At 60.1% G+C, this 16,245-nt stretch carries 19 protein-coding genes; all 19 read left to right on the top strand.

The window, feature by feature from the left end; genetic code table 11:
- The 19 genes from VV088_RS13780 to VV088_RS13690 all read left to right on the top strand — a co-directional run bounded on the left by VV088_RS13780 (position 1) and on the right by VV088_RS13690 (position 16,215).
- Positions 1-1,839, top strand: coding sequence for a hypothetical protein (locus VV088_RS13780; RefSeq protein WP_334601284.1), 1,839 nt, complete (start codon positions 1-3; stop codon positions 1,837-1,839).
- A gap of 110 nt (positions 1,840-1,949) precedes the next feature.
- Positions 1,950-2,558: a DUF6470 family protein gene (locus VV088_RS13775; protein WP_334601283.1), complete on the top strand. Its 609-nt coding sequence runs from the start codon at positions 1,950-1,952 to the stop codon at positions 2,556-2,558.
- Positions 2,559-2,628: 70 nt separating this feature from the next.
- Positions 2,629-3,084 (top strand): flagellar assembly protein FliW, encoded by a 456-nt coding sequence (gene fliW / locus VV088_RS13770; protein ID WP_334601282.1) that lies wholly within the window; start codon positions 2,629-2,631, stop codon positions 3,082-3,084.
- Positions 3,078-3,308 (top strand): carbon storage regulator CsrA, encoded by a 231-nt coding sequence (gene csrA / locus VV088_RS13765; RefSeq protein WP_334601281.1) that lies wholly within the window; start codon positions 3,078-3,080, stop codon positions 3,306-3,308. The genes fliW and csrA overlap by 7 nt, the downstream gene beginning before the upstream one ends.
- 439 nt (positions 3,309-3,747) lie before the next feature.
- The gene (locus VV088_RS13760) at positions 3,748-4,146 is read left to right on the top strand and encodes a flagellar basal body rod protein FlgB (protein ID WP_334601280.1); all 399 of its coding nucleotides are present in this window, start codon (positions 3,748-3,750) and stop codon (positions 4,144-4,146) included.
- 91 nt (positions 4,147-4,237) lie between these two features.
- Positions 4,238-4,702 (top strand): flagellar basal body rod protein FlgC, encoded by a 465-nt coding sequence (flgC, locus tag VV088_RS13755; protein ID WP_334601279.1) that lies wholly within the window; start codon positions 4,238-4,240, stop codon positions 4,700-4,702.
- 135 nt (positions 4,703-4,837) lie between these two features.
- Positions 4,838-5,143: a flagellar hook-basal body complex protein FliE gene (locus VV088_RS13750; RefSeq protein WP_334601278.1), complete on the top strand. Its 306-nt coding sequence runs from the start codon at positions 4,838-4,840 to the stop codon at positions 5,141-5,143.
- 39 nt (positions 5,144-5,182) lie between these two features.
- Complete coding sequence (gene fliF / locus VV088_RS13745; RefSeq protein ID WP_334601277.1) at positions 5,183-6,838, top strand: flagellar basal-body MS-ring/collar protein FliF; 1,656 nt, start codon at positions 5,183-5,185, stop codon at positions 6,836-6,838.
- The gene (gene fliG / locus VV088_RS13740) at positions 6,822-7,859 is read left to right on the top strand and encodes a flagellar motor switch protein FliG (RefSeq protein ID WP_442913158.1); all 1,038 of its coding nucleotides are present in this window, start codon (positions 6,822-6,824) and stop codon (positions 7,857-7,859) included. Before fliF ends, fliG begins: the two co-directional genes overlap by 17 nt.
- Positions 7,852-8,703: a FliH/SctL family protein gene (locus VV088_RS13735; RefSeq protein ID WP_334601275.1), complete on the top strand. Its 852-nt coding sequence runs from the start codon at positions 7,852-7,854 to the stop codon at positions 8,701-8,703. Before fliG ends, VV088_RS13735 begins: the two co-directional genes overlap by 8 nt.
- Positions 8,704-8,718: 15 nt before the next feature.
- Positions 8,719-10,020, top strand: a complete 1,302-nt coding sequence (locus VV088_RS13730) for a FliI/YscN family ATPase (RefSeq protein ID WP_334601274.1) — start codon at positions 8,719-8,721, stop codon at positions 10,018-10,020.
- A gap of 26 nt (positions 10,021-10,046) precedes the next feature.
- Positions 10,047-10,499 carry a flagellar export protein FliJ gene (fliJ, locus tag VV088_RS13725; RefSeq protein WP_334601273.1) on the top strand — a complete coding sequence of 151 codons (453 nt, stop codon included), beginning with the start codon at positions 10,047-10,049 and terminating at the stop codon, positions 10,497-10,499.
- Positions 10,500-10,563: 64 nt separating this feature from the next.
- Entirely contained in the window at positions 10,564-11,100 is a 537-nt protein-coding gene (locus VV088_RS13720) for a hypothetical protein (protein WP_334601272.1), read from the top strand.
- A 15-nt stretch (positions 11,101-11,115) separates the two neighbouring features.
- Positions 11,116-12,291 carry a flagellar hook-length control protein FliK gene (locus tag VV088_RS13715; RefSeq protein ID WP_334601271.1) on the top strand — a complete coding sequence of 392 codons (1,176 nt, stop codon included), beginning with the start codon at positions 11,116-11,118 and terminating at the stop codon, positions 12,289-12,291.
- Positions 12,292-12,306: 15 nt separating this feature from the next.
- Positions 12,307-12,903, top strand: a complete 597-nt coding sequence (locus tag VV088_RS13710) for a flagellar hook capping FlgD N-terminal domain-containing protein (RefSeq protein ID WP_334601270.1) — start codon at positions 12,307-12,309, stop codon at positions 12,901-12,903.
- Between the two features lie 74 nt (positions 12,904-12,977).
- Positions 12,978-13,364, top strand: coding sequence for a TIGR02530 family flagellar biosynthesis protein (locus tag VV088_RS13705; protein ID WP_334601269.1), 387 nt, complete (start codon positions 12,978-12,980; stop codon positions 13,362-13,364).
- An 87-nt stretch (positions 13,365-13,451) separates the two neighbouring features.
- Positions 13,452-14,846 (top strand): flagellar hook-basal body complex protein, encoded by a 1,395-nt coding sequence (locus VV088_RS13700; protein ID WP_334601268.1) that lies wholly within the window; start codon positions 13,452-13,454, stop codon positions 14,844-14,846.
- 197 nt (positions 14,847-15,043) lie between these two features.
- A complete protein-coding gene (locus tag VV088_RS13695; protein ID WP_334601267.1) occupies positions 15,044-15,259 on the top strand; it encodes a flagellar FlbD family protein in 216 nt (71 codons plus the stop codon).
- 140 nt (positions 15,260-15,399) lie between these two features.
- On the top strand, positions 15,400-16,215 hold the full coding sequence (locus VV088_RS13690) for a motility protein A (RefSeq protein ID WP_334601266.1): 816 nt from the start codon (positions 15,400-15,402) through the stop codon (positions 16,213-16,215).
- The last annotated feature ends 30 nt before the right edge of the window (positions 16,216-16,245 follow it).

Here is a 16,245-nt window from a genome sequence, read left to right as displayed (position 1 = left end):
ATGGGCTTTCGCATTACGACCAACATGATGATGAACTCCTACAAGTTCAATCTGCAGAATTCCACCCTGAAGCTGTCCACTGCCCGGGATCAGATGATGACCCGGCAGGCCTTCAGCAGCTATGCGGACGACCCCGCCGCCGCTACGCTGTCCTTCCGCCTGCGCCGGGATTTCTACCAGACCAGCAACTACCTGGCCAACACCAAGGACGTTTACAGCAAGTTCAACACCGCCTGGAACAACCTGGGCGGCGTGGTGGAGGACCTGAGCGATACCAACGCCCGGGTGTCCTCCATCCGGGGCAATAACGGGACCTCAGGCGAGAGCCGCACGGCTCTGGCCGTCGTCCTGCGGGAGACCGCCGAGTCGGTGGTCCAGGCCATGAACCAGAAGTACGGCGACCACTTCATCTTCGCCGGAAACGACGCCCTCAACGCCCCCTTCTCCTGGAAGGACGGCAAGCTTCTCTACCGGGGCATCGACGTGAACTCCGGCAGCATCCCCAAGCCCACCGCCCCGGACCCCGGCTGGATGAAGAAGCTGGCCCTGACAAAGGGCAAGCTGGAGAGCCAGAAGTATGTGGAGCAGCAGCCGGACGCCAAGGCTTGGTATGAAGGGGTAACAGGACAAAGCGCGACTCTGACCAAAGCGAACGATACCATCGCCAAGATGCTGGATGATTACGCGGACCGGGCGGTAAACAGCGGCGCCATGAGCCGGGTCGATGCAGACAAGTGGCTGAATTACTACAAGGACCCTGGCAATACTGCAAAGCCGAATTCTCCGGTGAACAAGGACGGCGAGGTCATCGAGCCGGACTGGGTGCGGCAGATCTCGGAGTTGAGCATGTGGGACAGCGACCCGTCCTATCAGGAGTGGTATGACTACGACACCATGGCCAGCGATGTGGAGCCGACATCGAAGTGCCCAACCGTTGATTTGGACCTGGAGCATCTGAAGGACGCGACGCTGGCAGAACGGAAGGATGCAATTGACAACGGAAAGGAGTATCCCCTGACAGAAGCCGAGATCAATGCGTGGTACGACTATTACACCCGTAAGGAAGAGGAGCCGCCCCTGAAGGAGCAGAGCAAAACGGTCAAGGACTGGGGCGTCGACGCCATGAAGGAGGGCGACACCTATCCCGCCGGCCTGCCAACCTCCCGCGACGGGCTGACCGGCACCGACCTGGAGTGGTACAACTACTACAACGACAAGCGCAACGTGGAGCTGCTGGACAAGATGGCCAGCGAGGAGATGTATATCGACCTGGGCATGGGCGCGGCGGAGAGCTCCCCCAACAACCCTGTAAAGGGCACCTACTTCAACAGTGCGCTGTGCGGCGTTGATTTTCTCAACTATGGCGTGGACAAGGACGGCGATCCGATGAGCCTGCCCATGATCATGCGGGAGCTGGCCGATGTTTTTGACAACTGGCATGAGAACGGCCAGAAATACGTCCCGGATGAGTATAAGGACATGTCCTATACCGATTTCCAGCAGAAAATGAAGGATGACCCGGACTTCGCCGCGGAGATCAACGCCTTCCACGATGAGTATGAGGCCAAGGCCTTCCGTTTGATGGATAAGCTGAAGGCCGCCCAGGAGCACACCACCGAGAAGTGGGTGGAGCTGGACGCCCAGTCGGTCTATCTGAAGACCTCCGAGTCCCGGCTGACCACCCAGAAGAGCGACCTGAACCTGCAGGTGCTGGACCTGGAGCAGGTGGACCTGGCCGAGGCGATTACCAACCTCTCCTGGCAGCAGTACTGCTACAACTCCGCGCTGAAAATCGGCAATCAGCTGCTCAGCCAGTCGCTCATCGACTATATGAGCTGACCGGAACGGCAGCCCGAACCGGCACAGCGGACGATGTGATATTTTTTCAGTTGTGTGTATGAGGCAGGGAAGCCTTAGGATTATAACTAGAAGGGAGTGCGCGTCACACAATGAAACCGTTGATTGAGATCACAACTGTTCCTATTCAGATTGAGATGAAAACCACCAACGCCAAGCTGGAGTACGCCCGCGGCACCGCGGAGATGGAGATCTCCCGGGAGAAGAACGGCCTGCAGATCAAGAGCCGTCCCATCAAGGTCAACATCGACACCTTCGAGGCCCGCAATTCCCTCTCCCCCACCCTGGCCCGCTATCTGGAGCAGGGCGTGCAGAAGGGAAAGCAGGCCGCCTACGAGGCTACCGCCACCTATGCCCGTCAGGGCCAGCTGCTGCTGGAGACCCAGGTGGGGGAGGAGCTAGTGACCCGGTTTGCCGAGGACGCCATGATGAAGGACGTCAAGACCAATGTGGGCATCGACTTCCTGCCCAAGGGCGGCGCGGAGATCACCTGGGACCCCGGCGAGCTGAACATCCGCTATGAGATGGATAAGCTGGCCATCGACTGGAAGATGGGAGAGGGCAGCTTTGAGTTTACACCTGGCGACATCGAGTTTACCGTGACCCAGCGGCCCGATGTGGTGATCAAATATGTGGGCGGCCCCATCTATGTGCCCCCCTCCGCCGATCCCAATTACGAGCCGGTGGATGTAAGAGTCTGACGGACCGGGTCCCCCCTGCGAGGGGAGGCCGGCTGTGACGTGAGGGCCAGGACCCTGGACAGGAGGAAACATGCGTCTGAAAACCAAGTATTTTGGCGAGATCGAGTGCCTGGAGGAGGATAAGCTCCACTTTCCCGACGGGCTGTTCGGCTTTGAGGAGGAGAAGGAATTTTTCCTCCTCCCCTTTGAGGGCAGCGAAAACAGTCTGCTCTGCTTTCAGAGCGCGGCCACGCCTGGTCTCGCCTTCGTTGCGGTGAACCCCTTTACCCTGAATCCCAATTACGCTCCGGTGCTCACGCCCGGCGAGCTGAAGGCCATGGGGGTGGAGCGCAGCGAGGAGCTGTGCTTTTACGCCCTGTGCGTGGTGCGCAGCCCGGCCTCGGAGAGCACCGTGAACCTGCGCTGCCCGGTGGCCATCAACGACCAGACCCGGAGGGCGGTGCAGGTCATTTTGGAGGATGGCGGCTACCATATGCACCACCTTCTGTCGGAGTTTGGACGGAAGGAGGAGGGCGCGTCATGCTGATTTTACAGCGCAAGGAGGGCGAGTCCCTGCTCATCGGGGATGAGGTGGAGGTCACCGTCCTGGCTGTGGAGGCGGGACGGGTGCGTCTGGCCATCCAGGCGCCCCGCAGCGTCACCATCCTGCGCAGCGAGCTGAAGGGGGCCGTCCAGGCCAACCGGGAGGCGGCGGAGGAGGAGGTCTCCCCTCTGGAGCTGCTGGGCGTTTTGAAGGAGAAAAAAGAATAAATATTTTCAAGGGCCGTATATTTATCCGTGTGCGGCCCTTATCTTGTGGTTGGAAGAGGCGGAGCAGCGCTTTTGTAGTAAGAAGTAGGAAAGCGGCCGGTGGACCGGGGGAGCGGCCTTCCGGAAATTACCATTGCAATCGGACCCGATATGCGGTATCCTATAAAAACACCACTGTCACAAACCCGCTCTGCCGCAGGAAAAGCGGGGTGTGCAGATTCACGAACCGGCGCTTAAAATCCCGGAGATAATCTTCGGTCAATGTCTTGCAAAGAGCGGAAAAATGCGTTATAATAAGCGACGCTAGGCAAGGTGGGGGCGGGCGTTATGGCGCCGTGAAAAGTTGCCCGCCTGCCCTTGCGTTTTCCGGCGAAGCATGTTAAGATAGCTTTGACTCACTATTCCGGTCAAAGCCAGTATGATAGAGGAGGGAGTCTCCGTGGCGAGTCTTCTGTATACCAATTCCCAGCTGCTGCTGGAGCGCGCAATGAATTTCCAGTGGACCAAGCAGGTTACCATCAACGACAACATTGTCAACGCCGAGACCCCCAACTACAAGGCGAAATATGTCACCTTTGAAGAGGCTCTGGACGCCAGCATCCGCACCGCCCTGCACAGCGGCGACAAGCGCCGCCTGGCCGCGGTGCGCTCCACCATCGACCGCTCCCAGCCCATCGTCCATGTGGCCCAGGCGGAGAGCACCCGCATGGACGACAACGGCGTCAACGTCACCGATCAGGAGACCGAGGCGGTCCGCAACGCATACCAGATGCAATACACCATCGACTCCATCAACAGCAACCTGTCGCTGATCCGGACGCTGATCCGGGGACAGTGACCGTGTAACACGCGCCGTCCGGCGTGGACGAGGGGCGGGAGCCGTCCCTTCCCCGCCGGCGCTTTGAATTATAGATCATGGAGGAATACATATGGCCTTCGTCAGCAGCATCGATGTCATCGGCTCCGGCTTTACTGCTCAGCAACAGCGGCTGGATATCATCTCAGAGAATATCGTCAACATGAACACGACCCGTACCGAGAACGGCGAGGGGCCCTACCGCAGGAAAGTGGTGGTGTTCGAGGCGGACAACGGCGGCAGCCGGTTCCAGGACGTCCTGGCCCGCACCCGCAATGGCAGCGGAGGGCGGTTCGCCTCAGATACTGTGGGCGGCGTCCGGGTCGCGGAGGTGGCAGAGGACCCCTCCGACTTTAAGCTGAAGTATGATCCCGGTGACCCCGATGCCAACGAGGATGGCTACGTGGAGATGCCCAATGTGGATCTGGTGAAGGAGATTACCGACGGTATGGCGGCCAGCCAGGCCTTCACTGCAGATATCACTGCGTTCAATCTTTTGAAAACTCTGCTCTCCAAGGGACTGGAGATCGGTAAGTAAAGGCCACTCTAGGTCAGGTCGAGTTTTTGACTGGCGGGCGTGAGGCCCAAAGGCTGAAATTTGGTCTGGCCTGGATTTGCGCTATGGGATACTGCAATATCCGGCGATTTTTATCAAAAACTGGAGGTTTTTGTCATGGAATTCACCCCTGTCAGCCCGATCCGTCCGCTGATCGAGACAGCCGAGACACAGTCCGCGCAGAGTGGCCGGAGCGCCGGCATCTCTCTGTTTTCCACAGTGTTCCAGTCCGCCATCAACGACGTGCGGGAGACCAACGCCAAGCAGGTGGACCTGGAATACAAGCTGGCCACCGGCCAACTGGACAATCCGGCGGAGCTTACCTTGGCCACCGCTCAGGCTTCCAACTCCGCCCTGCTGCTGATGACGCTGCGGGACAGGGCGATGGACGTCTATAATGAGCTGATGCGCATTTCCCTGTAAGAGAATATGAGATGAGAAAACTGTCCGGAGGGATCCAAGTTGCAGACGTTTCAGACAAAGCTGAAGGAGCTCTGGGAAAAAATCAAGAGCTTTTTCAAAAAACTGAATAAAAAAGTCCGGATCCTGCTGGGGGTCTTTCTGGTCGTACTCCTGGCAGTCATCATTGCGGCGGCAGTGCTGCTGAACCAGAAGGAGTACGCCGTGCTGTACACCGGCCTGAACTCCACCGAGATCAGTACCGTAGGCTCCTACCTGGCCGACCGGGGCGTGACGGATTACCAGATTCAGGGAGATACCATCCTGGTGCCGGCGGGCCGGGAGGTCCAGCTGCAGGCTGAACTGGCCATGTCCGGCTACCTGACCACCGGCTTTAACTACGAGTATCTTGACAACCTCAGCGGCATCAGCACAGAGGCGGAGCGGCGGGAGGCCCTGCGGATCGCCACGATTCAAAAGCTGGAGGCCACCATCCGCCAGTTTAACGGCGTGCGGAACGCCAATGTGGAGATCGCGCTGGGGACGCAGCAGGTATTTGTCCTCCAGGACAGCGCCATTCCGGCCACTGCGGCGGTGACCATCACCCCTGAGAGCGACCAGGGACTGGACAGCGCGGTGGTCAAGGCCATCCGCCACACCGTGAGCCACAGCGTGCAGCAGCTGGACATCTCCAATGTCAGCATTGAGGACATCTATGGCAATACATACTCCGATAACGACACCATCGATAAGACCAACCAGGCCACCGCGCTGAAGATGGAATATGAGGAGCGGATCTCCAACAACGTCCGCACCCAGATCCGGCAAACGCTGGATAAGATCTATGGGCCGGAAAACGTGGCGGTGAGCGTGCTGTGCACAGTGGATGTGACCCACCAGATCATCGACAGCACCACCTATAACCAGCCCGATGGTTCAGTGGTTGGCGGCGGTCTGATTATCAACGACCATCTCTTCTACGAGCGCATCCGGGATGGCGAGACCCCGACAGGGGGCACAGTGGGTACCACTCCCAACTCTGATCTGAATGGCAACTTCCCCAACTATCCCGACTGGACCCAGGACGGCGACGAAAATGACACCTACGTGGGCAACGAGACGGACCGGACGCACGCCGTCGACCAGACCAACACCCAGGAGGAGGTTCTGGAGGGCCGGCTGAAGGACCTGCGGGTGACGGTGACCGTCAACCAAAACTGTACGAATGCCGGCGCCATGACCATCGACTCCCTGCGGGACAATGTAGCCACCCTGGTGGGTATTGCCGGGACCGGGGAGGCGCTGGACCGGGTCTTTGTGGCCATTGCTCCCTTTGCCGAGGACGGCACCGTGCTGGCGCCGGGTGGCAGCTGGTTCCTCAGCCCGGAGAACAGCTGGATCCTCTACGCCGCAATCGGCGGACTGGTCCTGTTCGTGGTCCTGCTGATCGTCATCCTCGTGCTGGCCAGACGGCGCAGAAAGAAGCGCCTGGAGGAGCAGCAGGCTCTGGAGGAGGAGATGATGGCGGCTCAGGCCGCGGCCGAGGCGGCCGCGATCATCGCCGCCGCCCCTCCCACCGGCGGAGCCGATATTATGGAGGTCAACACCGAAAAGAGTATGGAGCTGCGTAAGAGCGTCCGGCAGTTCGCCCAGAACAATCCGGAGATTGCAGCTCAGATGGTGAAAGCTTGGCTGAAGGGAGATGAGACCGGTGGCTGAAGCGACAAAGGAAGCAACAAAGGTTGAACTGACCTATCCCCAGAAGGCTGCGGCAGTGATCGTCTCGCTGGGCGCGGATAAGGCCTCCGGACTGTACCAGTATATGGACCCGGAGGAGATCGAGGCGCTGACCCTGGAGGTGGCCCGGCTTGGCATGCTGGACTCGGAGCAGACCGAAGCGGTTTTGACTGAGTTTTATCAGACCTGCATGACCAGCAAGGCGGTGACGGAGGGCGGCTTGGAGTATGCCCGGGCCGTGCTGGAGAAGGCATTTGGCAACCAGACCGCCATGGCCCTGCTGGAGAAGGTGACCAAGTCCCTGAAGAATCGGGAGTTCGCCTTCCTGGACAAGGCGGACGTCAAATCCCTGTTCTCCGCCCTCCAGAACGAACGTCCTCAGACGGTGGCCCTGGTGCTGTCCTATGTGGACCCGGACAAGGCCGCCGGCGTCATCGAGCAGCTGGAGCCCCGCCGCCAGATTCGGGTGGTGGAGGCCATCGCCACCATGGAGAGCGCCGCCCCCGCCGCCATCAAGACCATCGAGGCGGAGATGGAACGGAAATTCTCCAGCATCATCACCAGCTCCAATGTGAAGGTGGGCGGCATCGACTACGTAGCCGGTATCATGAACAACCTGGACCGCTCCAGCGAGAAGTCCATCTTCGACGGCCTGTCCGCCCGCAACGCCGAGCTGGCCGACGAGATCCGCAAGCGGATGTTCGTCTTCGAGGATATCATCACCATGGACGACCGCTCGGTGCAGCGTTTCGTCCGGGACTGCGACCCGAGAGACCTGGTGCTGGCGCTGAAAACCGCCAACGCCGAGGTGTCCAACAAGCTGTTTACCAACATGTCCGCCCGTATGGCCGAGAGCATCCGGGACGACCTGGAGGTCACTACAAATGTCCGTATGAAGGACGTGGAGGATGCCCAGCAGCGCATCGTCGGCGTCATCCGCGATCTGGAGGAGAGGAACGAGATCATCATCATGAAGGGCGGAAAGGACGATATCATTGCGTAATATCCTGAAAGGGTTTCTGGAACCCAAAGCGGAGACCTACGTTCTGCCCAGCACGGACGACATCCACTTCGAGGGGGAGGAGCCCCTTCCCCCGGAGGAGGAGCCGGTCCTGGAGGAACCCCTCAAGGAGGCGGCCGCAGAGCCTGAAGCGCCGCCCGAGCCGGAAAAGCCGGAGGAACCCAAAAAGGAGACCCCTGTCCACTATGCCCAGCTCCAGGCAGAGCTGATCCTGAACCAGGCCCGGGAGGAGGCCCAGCAGCTGCTGGATCAGGCCCGGGAGCAGGGGTTGGCCGAGCTGGAGGAGATCCGGGCGGGCGCCCGGGACGAGGGCTACCGGGACGGCTACGCCCAGGGCATCGCCAAGGCGATGGACGATTCGATCCGGGACCGGGAGGCCACCGCCGCCCGGTTGGAGAAAGAGGTTCAGGCGTTTTTGGAAAAGGCGTCCCTGGCCCGGGAGGAGATGCTCCTCCAGACCCGGGATGAGCTGCTGGAGCTGTGCCTGTCCGTAGCCGAGAAGGTGGTGCGGGTCAGTCTGAAGAGCAGCAGCGAGGTCATCGTCCGCATGATCCAGACCGCGACCGAGCGGATGAAGCGGCAGGAGTGGGTGCACATCTATATCTCCGGCTGCGACAGCCGCCAGCTGGCCCAGATCTCTCCGGCCCTGACCAGCTCGCTGGGCGCGCTGTCCCAGCACATCAAGATCATCCCCATGGGGGACGACGAGATCGGTACCTGTATCGTGGAGACCCCCGAGGAGATCGCTGATGCCAGCGTATCCACGCAGATGTCCAACATCCGGGATGTGCTCCACGATCAGATGGGGGCCTATTGGCCGCAGTAAGAGGAGACTTAGGGCGTGTTTCGAGAACTGATCCCCTCTGTCCGTTCCGCCGAGACGGTGGGCCGGACGGGAAAAATCGAGAATATCGTGGGCATGTCCATCGAGGCCTCCGGCGGCCGGGCCGCCATTGGCGACATCTGCCGCATCTATTCCAACGAGTCCGGCGGTCAGATCCCTGCCGAGGTGGTGGGCTTCAAAAATGACCATATCCTGCTGATGCCCTATGCCAATATGAGCGGCATTTCTGCGGGCAACTTCGTCCGCAACACCGGCAAGCGGCTGACCCTTCCGGTGGGGCCCTTTCTGCGGGGGCGGGTGATCAACGCGCTGGGCCAGCCCATCGACGGGCTGGAGCCTTTCCAGCGGGGCGACACCTTCTCTGTGGACAGCACCTATATCAACCCCATGTCCCGTCCCCCCATCCGGGAGCGGATGGAGTTCGGCGTTAAGGCCATTGACAGCCTGCTCACCATCGGCAAGGGCCAGCGTATCGGGATCTTTGCCGGCTCGGGCGTGGGCAAGTCCACCCTGATGGGCATGATCGCCAAGAACGTAAAGGCGGATATCAACGTCATCGCCCTGGTGGGCGAGCGCGGCCGCGAGGTCTTGGAGTTCATGCAGAAGGACCTGGGGGAGGAGGGGATGCGCCGCTCGGTGCTGGTGGTGGCCACCAGCGACCAGCCCGCCATGCTGCGGATGCGGTGCCCCAGCGTGGCCACCAGCATTGCCGAGTATTTTGCCGGACAGGGCTATGACGTTCTGCTGATGATGGACTCCCTCACCCGTTTCGCCATGGCCCAGCGGGAAATTGGCCTGGCCATCGGGGAGCCGCCGGTGGCCAGAGGGTACACCCCCTCCATGTACGCGGAGATGCCCAAGCTGCTGGAGCGCAGCGGAAACTTTGAAAAAGGTTCTATCACCGGCGTTTACACCGTATTGGTAGAGGGCGACGACACCAATGAGCCCATTGCGGATACCGTCCGCGGCATCCTGGACGGCCACATCGTCCTCTCCCGCCAGCTGGCCAACGCCAACCACTTCCCCGCCATTGATGTGGGGGCCAGCATCTCCCGTCTGATGGTGGAGATCGTCTCCCCGGAGCACCGGAAGCTGGCAGGACAGCTGCGAGATATCATGGGTGTGTACGAAAAAAATTCCGATCTGGTGTCCATCGGCGCATACAAGGCGGGCACCAACCCCAAGCTGGACCACGCACTGAGCAAGATCGACGGCATCAACCAGTTTTTGATGCAGGGCGTGGACGAGGCGTTCTCCTATGAGGACAGCCTGGAGCAGCTGCGGCGCATTTTGCGGTAAGTCCATGGTAAGGAGTTAATCGACCAATGAAGAAATTCCGCTTCTCCCTGGAAACAGTTTTGGATTATAAGAATCAGGCTCTGGACGCCCTCCGGGCGGAGCACGGCGCAATCCTGGCCCAGGTCCGCGCCCAGGAGCAGCTGATCGAGGACCTGGAGACCGAGCACCGTCAGGCGGACGACGACTTTACCCAGCGCAAGCTGGAGGGCATCAACGTTTTGGACGCCATGAGCTTTGAGCAGTACCTCCGGTCTCTGGAGCGCAAGCTCCAGGAGGAGTACCGCAAGCTGGACCGCCTGCGGCGCAGGGAGGAAGACAAGCGGGCTCAGGTGGTGGAGGCCCGGAAGGAGACGGCCACCATCGAGAAGCTGAAGGAGCACAAGCTGGAGGACTACCGCAAGGCGGAGCAGAAGGACGAGGAGCAGCGCATTGAGGAGTTTGTCTCCACCACCCGCGCCATGGCGGCGATGGGAATGTAACAGGTGAGTTACACTGCAGGCAGTGTTTCTCTATATAGGTCACTCAGGAAGGAGGTGAGAAGCCATGAGTACGCCGCTTTCCTTCTGTGACATCAGCGCGAGGTATGGGCAGGCGCCCGCCCCCCAGCAGACGCTGGAGGAGCAGACCGGCTGGAACCCCAAACAACTCTTTTTGGACTACATGCTCAAGGTCAGGGACCAGCGCGAGCAAAACGCCAAGGAGGCCGAAGAGGACGCTTTGATGGCGATGATCGACGCCATGAACGCTTCGGAGGAAGACAAGGCGTCCGGTAAAACGGAACGGACCCTGACGGAATCCCTGGCAAAGGCCGGCGAGGCCATTACGGCTCAGTCGGAGGAGGTCCTGGAGGACGGAAGCAAGCTTGTACAGTGGGTTGACCCTACAACAAAACTTTCCGTTCAAGTTCTGCTGTCCTGCCTGGGCGACCGGTTCAGCTTTGAACAGGCCGACAAGGTGGAAGAGAACACCCAGGAGGCTCAAGAGGTCCAGGAGCAGAAGCTCCAAGAGGAAGGTTTGGACGTCACAGAGCAGCGCGATCTCAGCATCACCAGCAATCCCAGCGACCCATACACGATTTGAAGGAGGTGAACAACAATGAACGTAACCGACCAGTGGATGCTGGAACGGATGCAGCAGATGGCCGCCAATATGGCCGCTTCTCTGCCCCAGACCAGCCAGAACACCGACGCGTCCAAGCCGGAAAAGGGCGAGAGCTTCCAGGACCTGATGAACAAGGCCAAGGACCAGCAGGTGGAGGCCCCCCGGAAGGACAGCACAGCGCAAAAGACCGAAAACGTTCAGGATAAGGCTCCCGCCCAGAAGACAGAGAGCGAGGTTATCACCGACATGCGGGATCCCCGCATCCAGGCGCTGGACCCCGCCACCCAGGCGCAGATCGCCGCCGGTTTTATCACCCCGGTGGAGATGCCCAACGGGAACCTCGCGCTTCGGATAGACGCCCAGCCTGCTGCTATCATCACGCCCACGCTGCCCAATGGTGAGATCGACTGGAGCAAGCCCTTTGTGCTGACCAACAGCAAAGGCGAGCAGTTTGAGGTCTTCCTGGACCAGGAGAACGGCGACCACAAGCTGTTCCAGGTGCTGGCCAGCGGCGAGCGGAAGCAGCTTGAGCTCTTCCCGGAGCAGCCCAAAACTGAGTTCCTGAACAACGTGAAAAGGCTGGATATGACGGTTACCACCCAAGGGGAAGCCATGAAGGAGACCGACGACCAGGACAACAGTGCCAATCTGGACGCTCAGATGGCGGCTGACAGGCCCCTGTTCAAGGATGTGGAGGCGGCCCCCGTGAAGGTGGGCGAGAACTTCCAGCTGGACACGGAGCAGCCCGATATGGACGCCAGCCTGGCCGACGCGATCCGCTATGCGGACCAGCAGGGCCTGCGGCAGATCGAGATCAAGCTCAGCCCCGAGAACCTGGGCAGCCTGACCGTGAAGCTGACTCAGGCGTCGGACGGCAGCCTGCAGGTGGTGCTTCACGCGGCCAATCTGAAGGCGGCCAACCTGCTCAGCCAGCACATGGACGGCCTGAACGCGGCCCTCCAGGGCTACGGCCAGAACAACGAGGTCCACGTGGAGGTCCAGCGCGGCGGCGACAGCCAGCAGGCTCAGCAGCAGCAACAGCAGGCCGATCCCGACGGACGCAATCAGCAGCAGCAGCAACAGCAGCAGCGCCAGCAGGAGAGCGAGCACAGCGGCGACTTTGTACAGCGGCTTCGCTTGGGCCTTTTCGGGCTGGACGACATGACTTAGATGAGGTGAAACAATATGGCAGATTCTATCGTCCCAACCGGCGTTGACATTATGTCGCGCTACAACACCGGCAGCACCCGCGGCCGGGATATCTACACCAACCCTGCGGACTATGATAAGGAGCTGGCCCTCTATGAGGACAAGGGCACGCTGTCCTTCACCGATATGCTGGGCCTGATGGTGGCGCAGTTCCAGTATCAGACCATGGACAACCAGGCCAGCACCACCGACATGATGAATCAGCTGGTGCAGATGAGCTCCATGCAGGCCATGACCGAGATGAGCACCCAGATTCAGGAGCTGACTCTGGCCAACATCATGAGCTACTCCGCCTCCCTGGTGGGGAAGACGGTCACCGTGGGCCAGTACGACGAGACGACCAAGGAGACCATAGAGATTGTGGGCGTGGTGCAGGGCACCGGCACCTACAACGGCCAGCAGGTCATCTACCTGGACAACGGCAAGGGCTACTTCCTGAGCGAGATCATGGCCGTAGGCAAGCTGCCGCCCAAGCCGGAAGACCCCGACGCCCCTGACCCTGACAATCCGGACGCCGGAGACAGCACCGACAAGGAAGAGGTGCCTGACGCAGAGGACGAGGGGAAGGGCTGAGTTTGACGCAGGCGGAAGGGAATCCGGCCTGAATCAAGCGGGCATGAGGTCCGCGAGAAAGAAGAGGAAGAATTATGGCAGAACGCATCGATTCCATTCAGGGCGTGTCCCAGGTAGAACGCGTCCAACGGGTCAGCCAGGTCACACGCCGGACGGCTGGACAGTTTGGCGCTCTGCTGCAGCAGGAACTGAAAGCCGCGGAGCCCGCGATCTCCTTCTCCAAACACGCTCAAAACCGGGCAGCAGAGCGGGGTATCCAGGTGGACGACGCCCTGATGGACCAGCTGGCCGACTCTGTGGAGCGGGCACAGGCCAAGGGAGCCACCAACATCCTGGCCTTCGACGCCACCCGGGCCTTCATCATCAACGTCCCCCACGGACGGGTGATCACCACCATGTCCCAGGAGGAGATGGAGGAAAATATCTTTACCAACATCGACGGCGCTGTACTGCTGAAATAACAGAAAGCAGGACCTTTTTGGATGCTTTGGTCCCCTGCCCGACTGACAGGGGGCCGGCAGCGCCATAGAAAGGAAGTTTGATTCTCTATGACAGGTGCAATGTATGCCGCCATCGGCGGCCTGAAGTCCCACATGACCAAGCTGAACGTCATCGGCAACAACGTGGCCAACGTGAACACCCCCGGATACAAGGCCCAGCGGATGACCTTCCAGGAGTCTATCTACACCACCAGCAAGTCCGGCTCCAACGGCGGCGTGACCATGGGCGGCAACAACCCCTCCCAGATCGGCTACGGCTGCTCCGTCGGCTCCATCGACCTGAATATGTCCCCCTCCACCTACGCCCCCACCGGCGTTGGCCTGGATTGTATGCTCACCGGCGAAGGCTTCTTCATGGTGGGCGACAAGATTGAGTATGAGCGGGACGAGACTACAACTCCTCCCACAATTACTGGCCACGGAATCCAGAGCGCCAGCGATTTGACGCAGCCCCTGCTGACACGCGTGGGCAACTTCTGGGTAGACGCCAACGGCTATATCTGTAACCGTGACAACAAAGTGCTCTACGGCTTTGCCCGGGTGCAGAACCCCAACTACAACCCCAATGCCACCCCTCCTGCGGCAAATGCTTCTGCAGCAGAGAAAGCGGCGTATGAACTTGCTCAGCAGCCAACCATCATCAGTACTGAGCTGGTCCCTCTGCGTGTTCCCCTGTCTGCCGCCGCGCCGACTGGGGGTACAGATGGCAATGGCGGTCTGGTTCAAGTGACCGAAAATGGCGTAACAACTACAAAGGCCCTTTGGGAGGAGGGCGACCCCGTTTATCCCTATTTGGATGCAAACAATGAAAACCGGTATCCCTCCTATAAGGATAAAGCTACAAATCCGGCGAATACTGGAAATGCTGGCGGCGGTACTGGAGGTGGCACTGGAGGTGGCACTGGTGGCGGTACTACGACCACCGCAATCAATTCAACACAGATTGCGGTTGCTCAGAACACCAATGAGAACCGTATCTCCGATGAGATGCCTGTCCAGCTGAAAAACATGCAGATTGGTACGGACGGCTCGATTACCGGTACAGCCGCCAACGGCAAGACCGTGGTCATCGGCTATGTGGCCATTGCCAGCGCCGACAGCCCCGACGGCGTGACCCACATGGACGGCTCCTACTACAAGGCTATGGGCGGCGCGGGTAACCTGCGCGTCTCCGCCTTGGTGGACCTGCCCACCAAGTATCTGGGCAATCAGAAGGAGGTAACGGACGCGAACGGCAACGTTACGAGTGCTCCCACTGCCGCAGATGCAATTCTGTCTGATTCCACCAACTCCATCAAAAACGGCGGTCTGGAGGCTTCCAGCACCGACGTGGCCAACGAGTTTGCCGAGATGATTACCACCCAGCGCGGCTATCAGGCCAACACCCGCATTATCACCGTCACCGACTCCATGCTGGAGGAGCTGGTGAACATGAAGCGGTAATGGAAGCCGCTTCGTTAAGGCGCCCGCCCAGGCCCCCTTGGCAAAGGGGGCTCCGGGCGTGAGCCGTGCAGGCGGTTTCTCCCGAAGCACAGGATGGTTCCGGAGAAAACCCGCCGCCCCCCGCCCCTGGCGGCGGTCACGCTCCCTTTGCGAAGGGAGGCTTATGAGAGGTTTGCGAGAGGAAAGGAAGGTTTGTCATGATTCAACTGACGAAGCGCAACGGAGAGCGGTTCCTGGTCAACCACACCCAAATCGAGAGCATTGAGATGATTCCCGAATCGAAGATCGTCATGATGAATCGTGACTACTTCATTGTCCGGGAGTCCCCCGAGCAGATCATCAAGCGCATCGCGGAGTACACTGCCAAGGTACAGGACGTGCGCCGGGAACTGGACATCGTCGACCGGCGCTGAGCCGCCGGTCACGGGGCATGTTTGACAGGCGTCAAGCCTGAAGCGGAGGGGCCCGTCTTCCCATAGCTGGACCCGACGCCTTTCAAATGCGCCCCGAAACAGAAAAAAGACATCCCCAGTGGGGAGAGGAGTGTGGACCTGTGAATATTACATATATCATCGGTACAGTAGTTGCCTTCGCGGTCATGATTATCGGTATGATGCAGGGCGGCACGGGTGGATTTCTCACCGTCAGCCAGCTGTTCAACTTCGTTGACCCGGCCAGTATCTTCATCGTAATCGGCTGTACCTTTGCCGTGCTGGTCGCCAGCTTTCCCATCAGCTCCCTGACCGCCGTCCCTAAGCACTTCGCGGTCATCATGAACGCCAAGCGTTATGACCCCATGGCCATCATCGACAAGCTGGTGGAGCTGGCCCAGGTGGCCCGTAAAAACGGCCTGCTGGCCCTGGAGGAAATGGGCAACCAGGAGCAGGACCCCTTCTTCAAGCAGTGCATCATGCTCATCGTGGACAACAACGACGCCGACCAGGCCAAGGAGATCATGATGAACGACATCGAGCAGTCGGTGGCCCGCCACGAGGACGGCGCAGGCATGTATGACAAGGCCTCCGCCGTGGCCCCCGCCTTCGGCATGGTGGGTACGCTGGTCGGTCTGATCAACATGCTGAAGGCCATGGACGTGGAGAGCGGCGGCGGCGACCTGGGCCCCGCCATGGCAACCGCTCTGGTTACCACTCTGTACGGCTGCGTGCTGGCCCACATGATCTTCGGCCCCATCGCCACCCAGCTGCGCCGCCGGGACGAGGAGGAGACCCTCTGCAAGCTGATCATCGTGGAGGGCATCATGTCCATTCAGGCCGGCGCCAACCCCAAGTTCCTGCGGGAGAAGCTGCTCACCTTCATGGGTCAGAAGCAGCGCGGCGAGGGCGGCAAAAAGGGCGGCAAGGGCGAATAAGGCCCCCGCGTCTATGAACTGAGGTGAAAC

Origin of the sequence: Lawsonibacter sp. JLR.KK007, assembly GCF_036941135.1 — a bacterium.
GTDB lineage: Bacteria > Bacillota > Clostridia > Oscillospirales > Oscillospiraceae > Lawsonibacter.
Note: the sequence above shows the minus strand (reverse complement) of the source record. Positions and strands in the feature narration are given on the sequence as shown.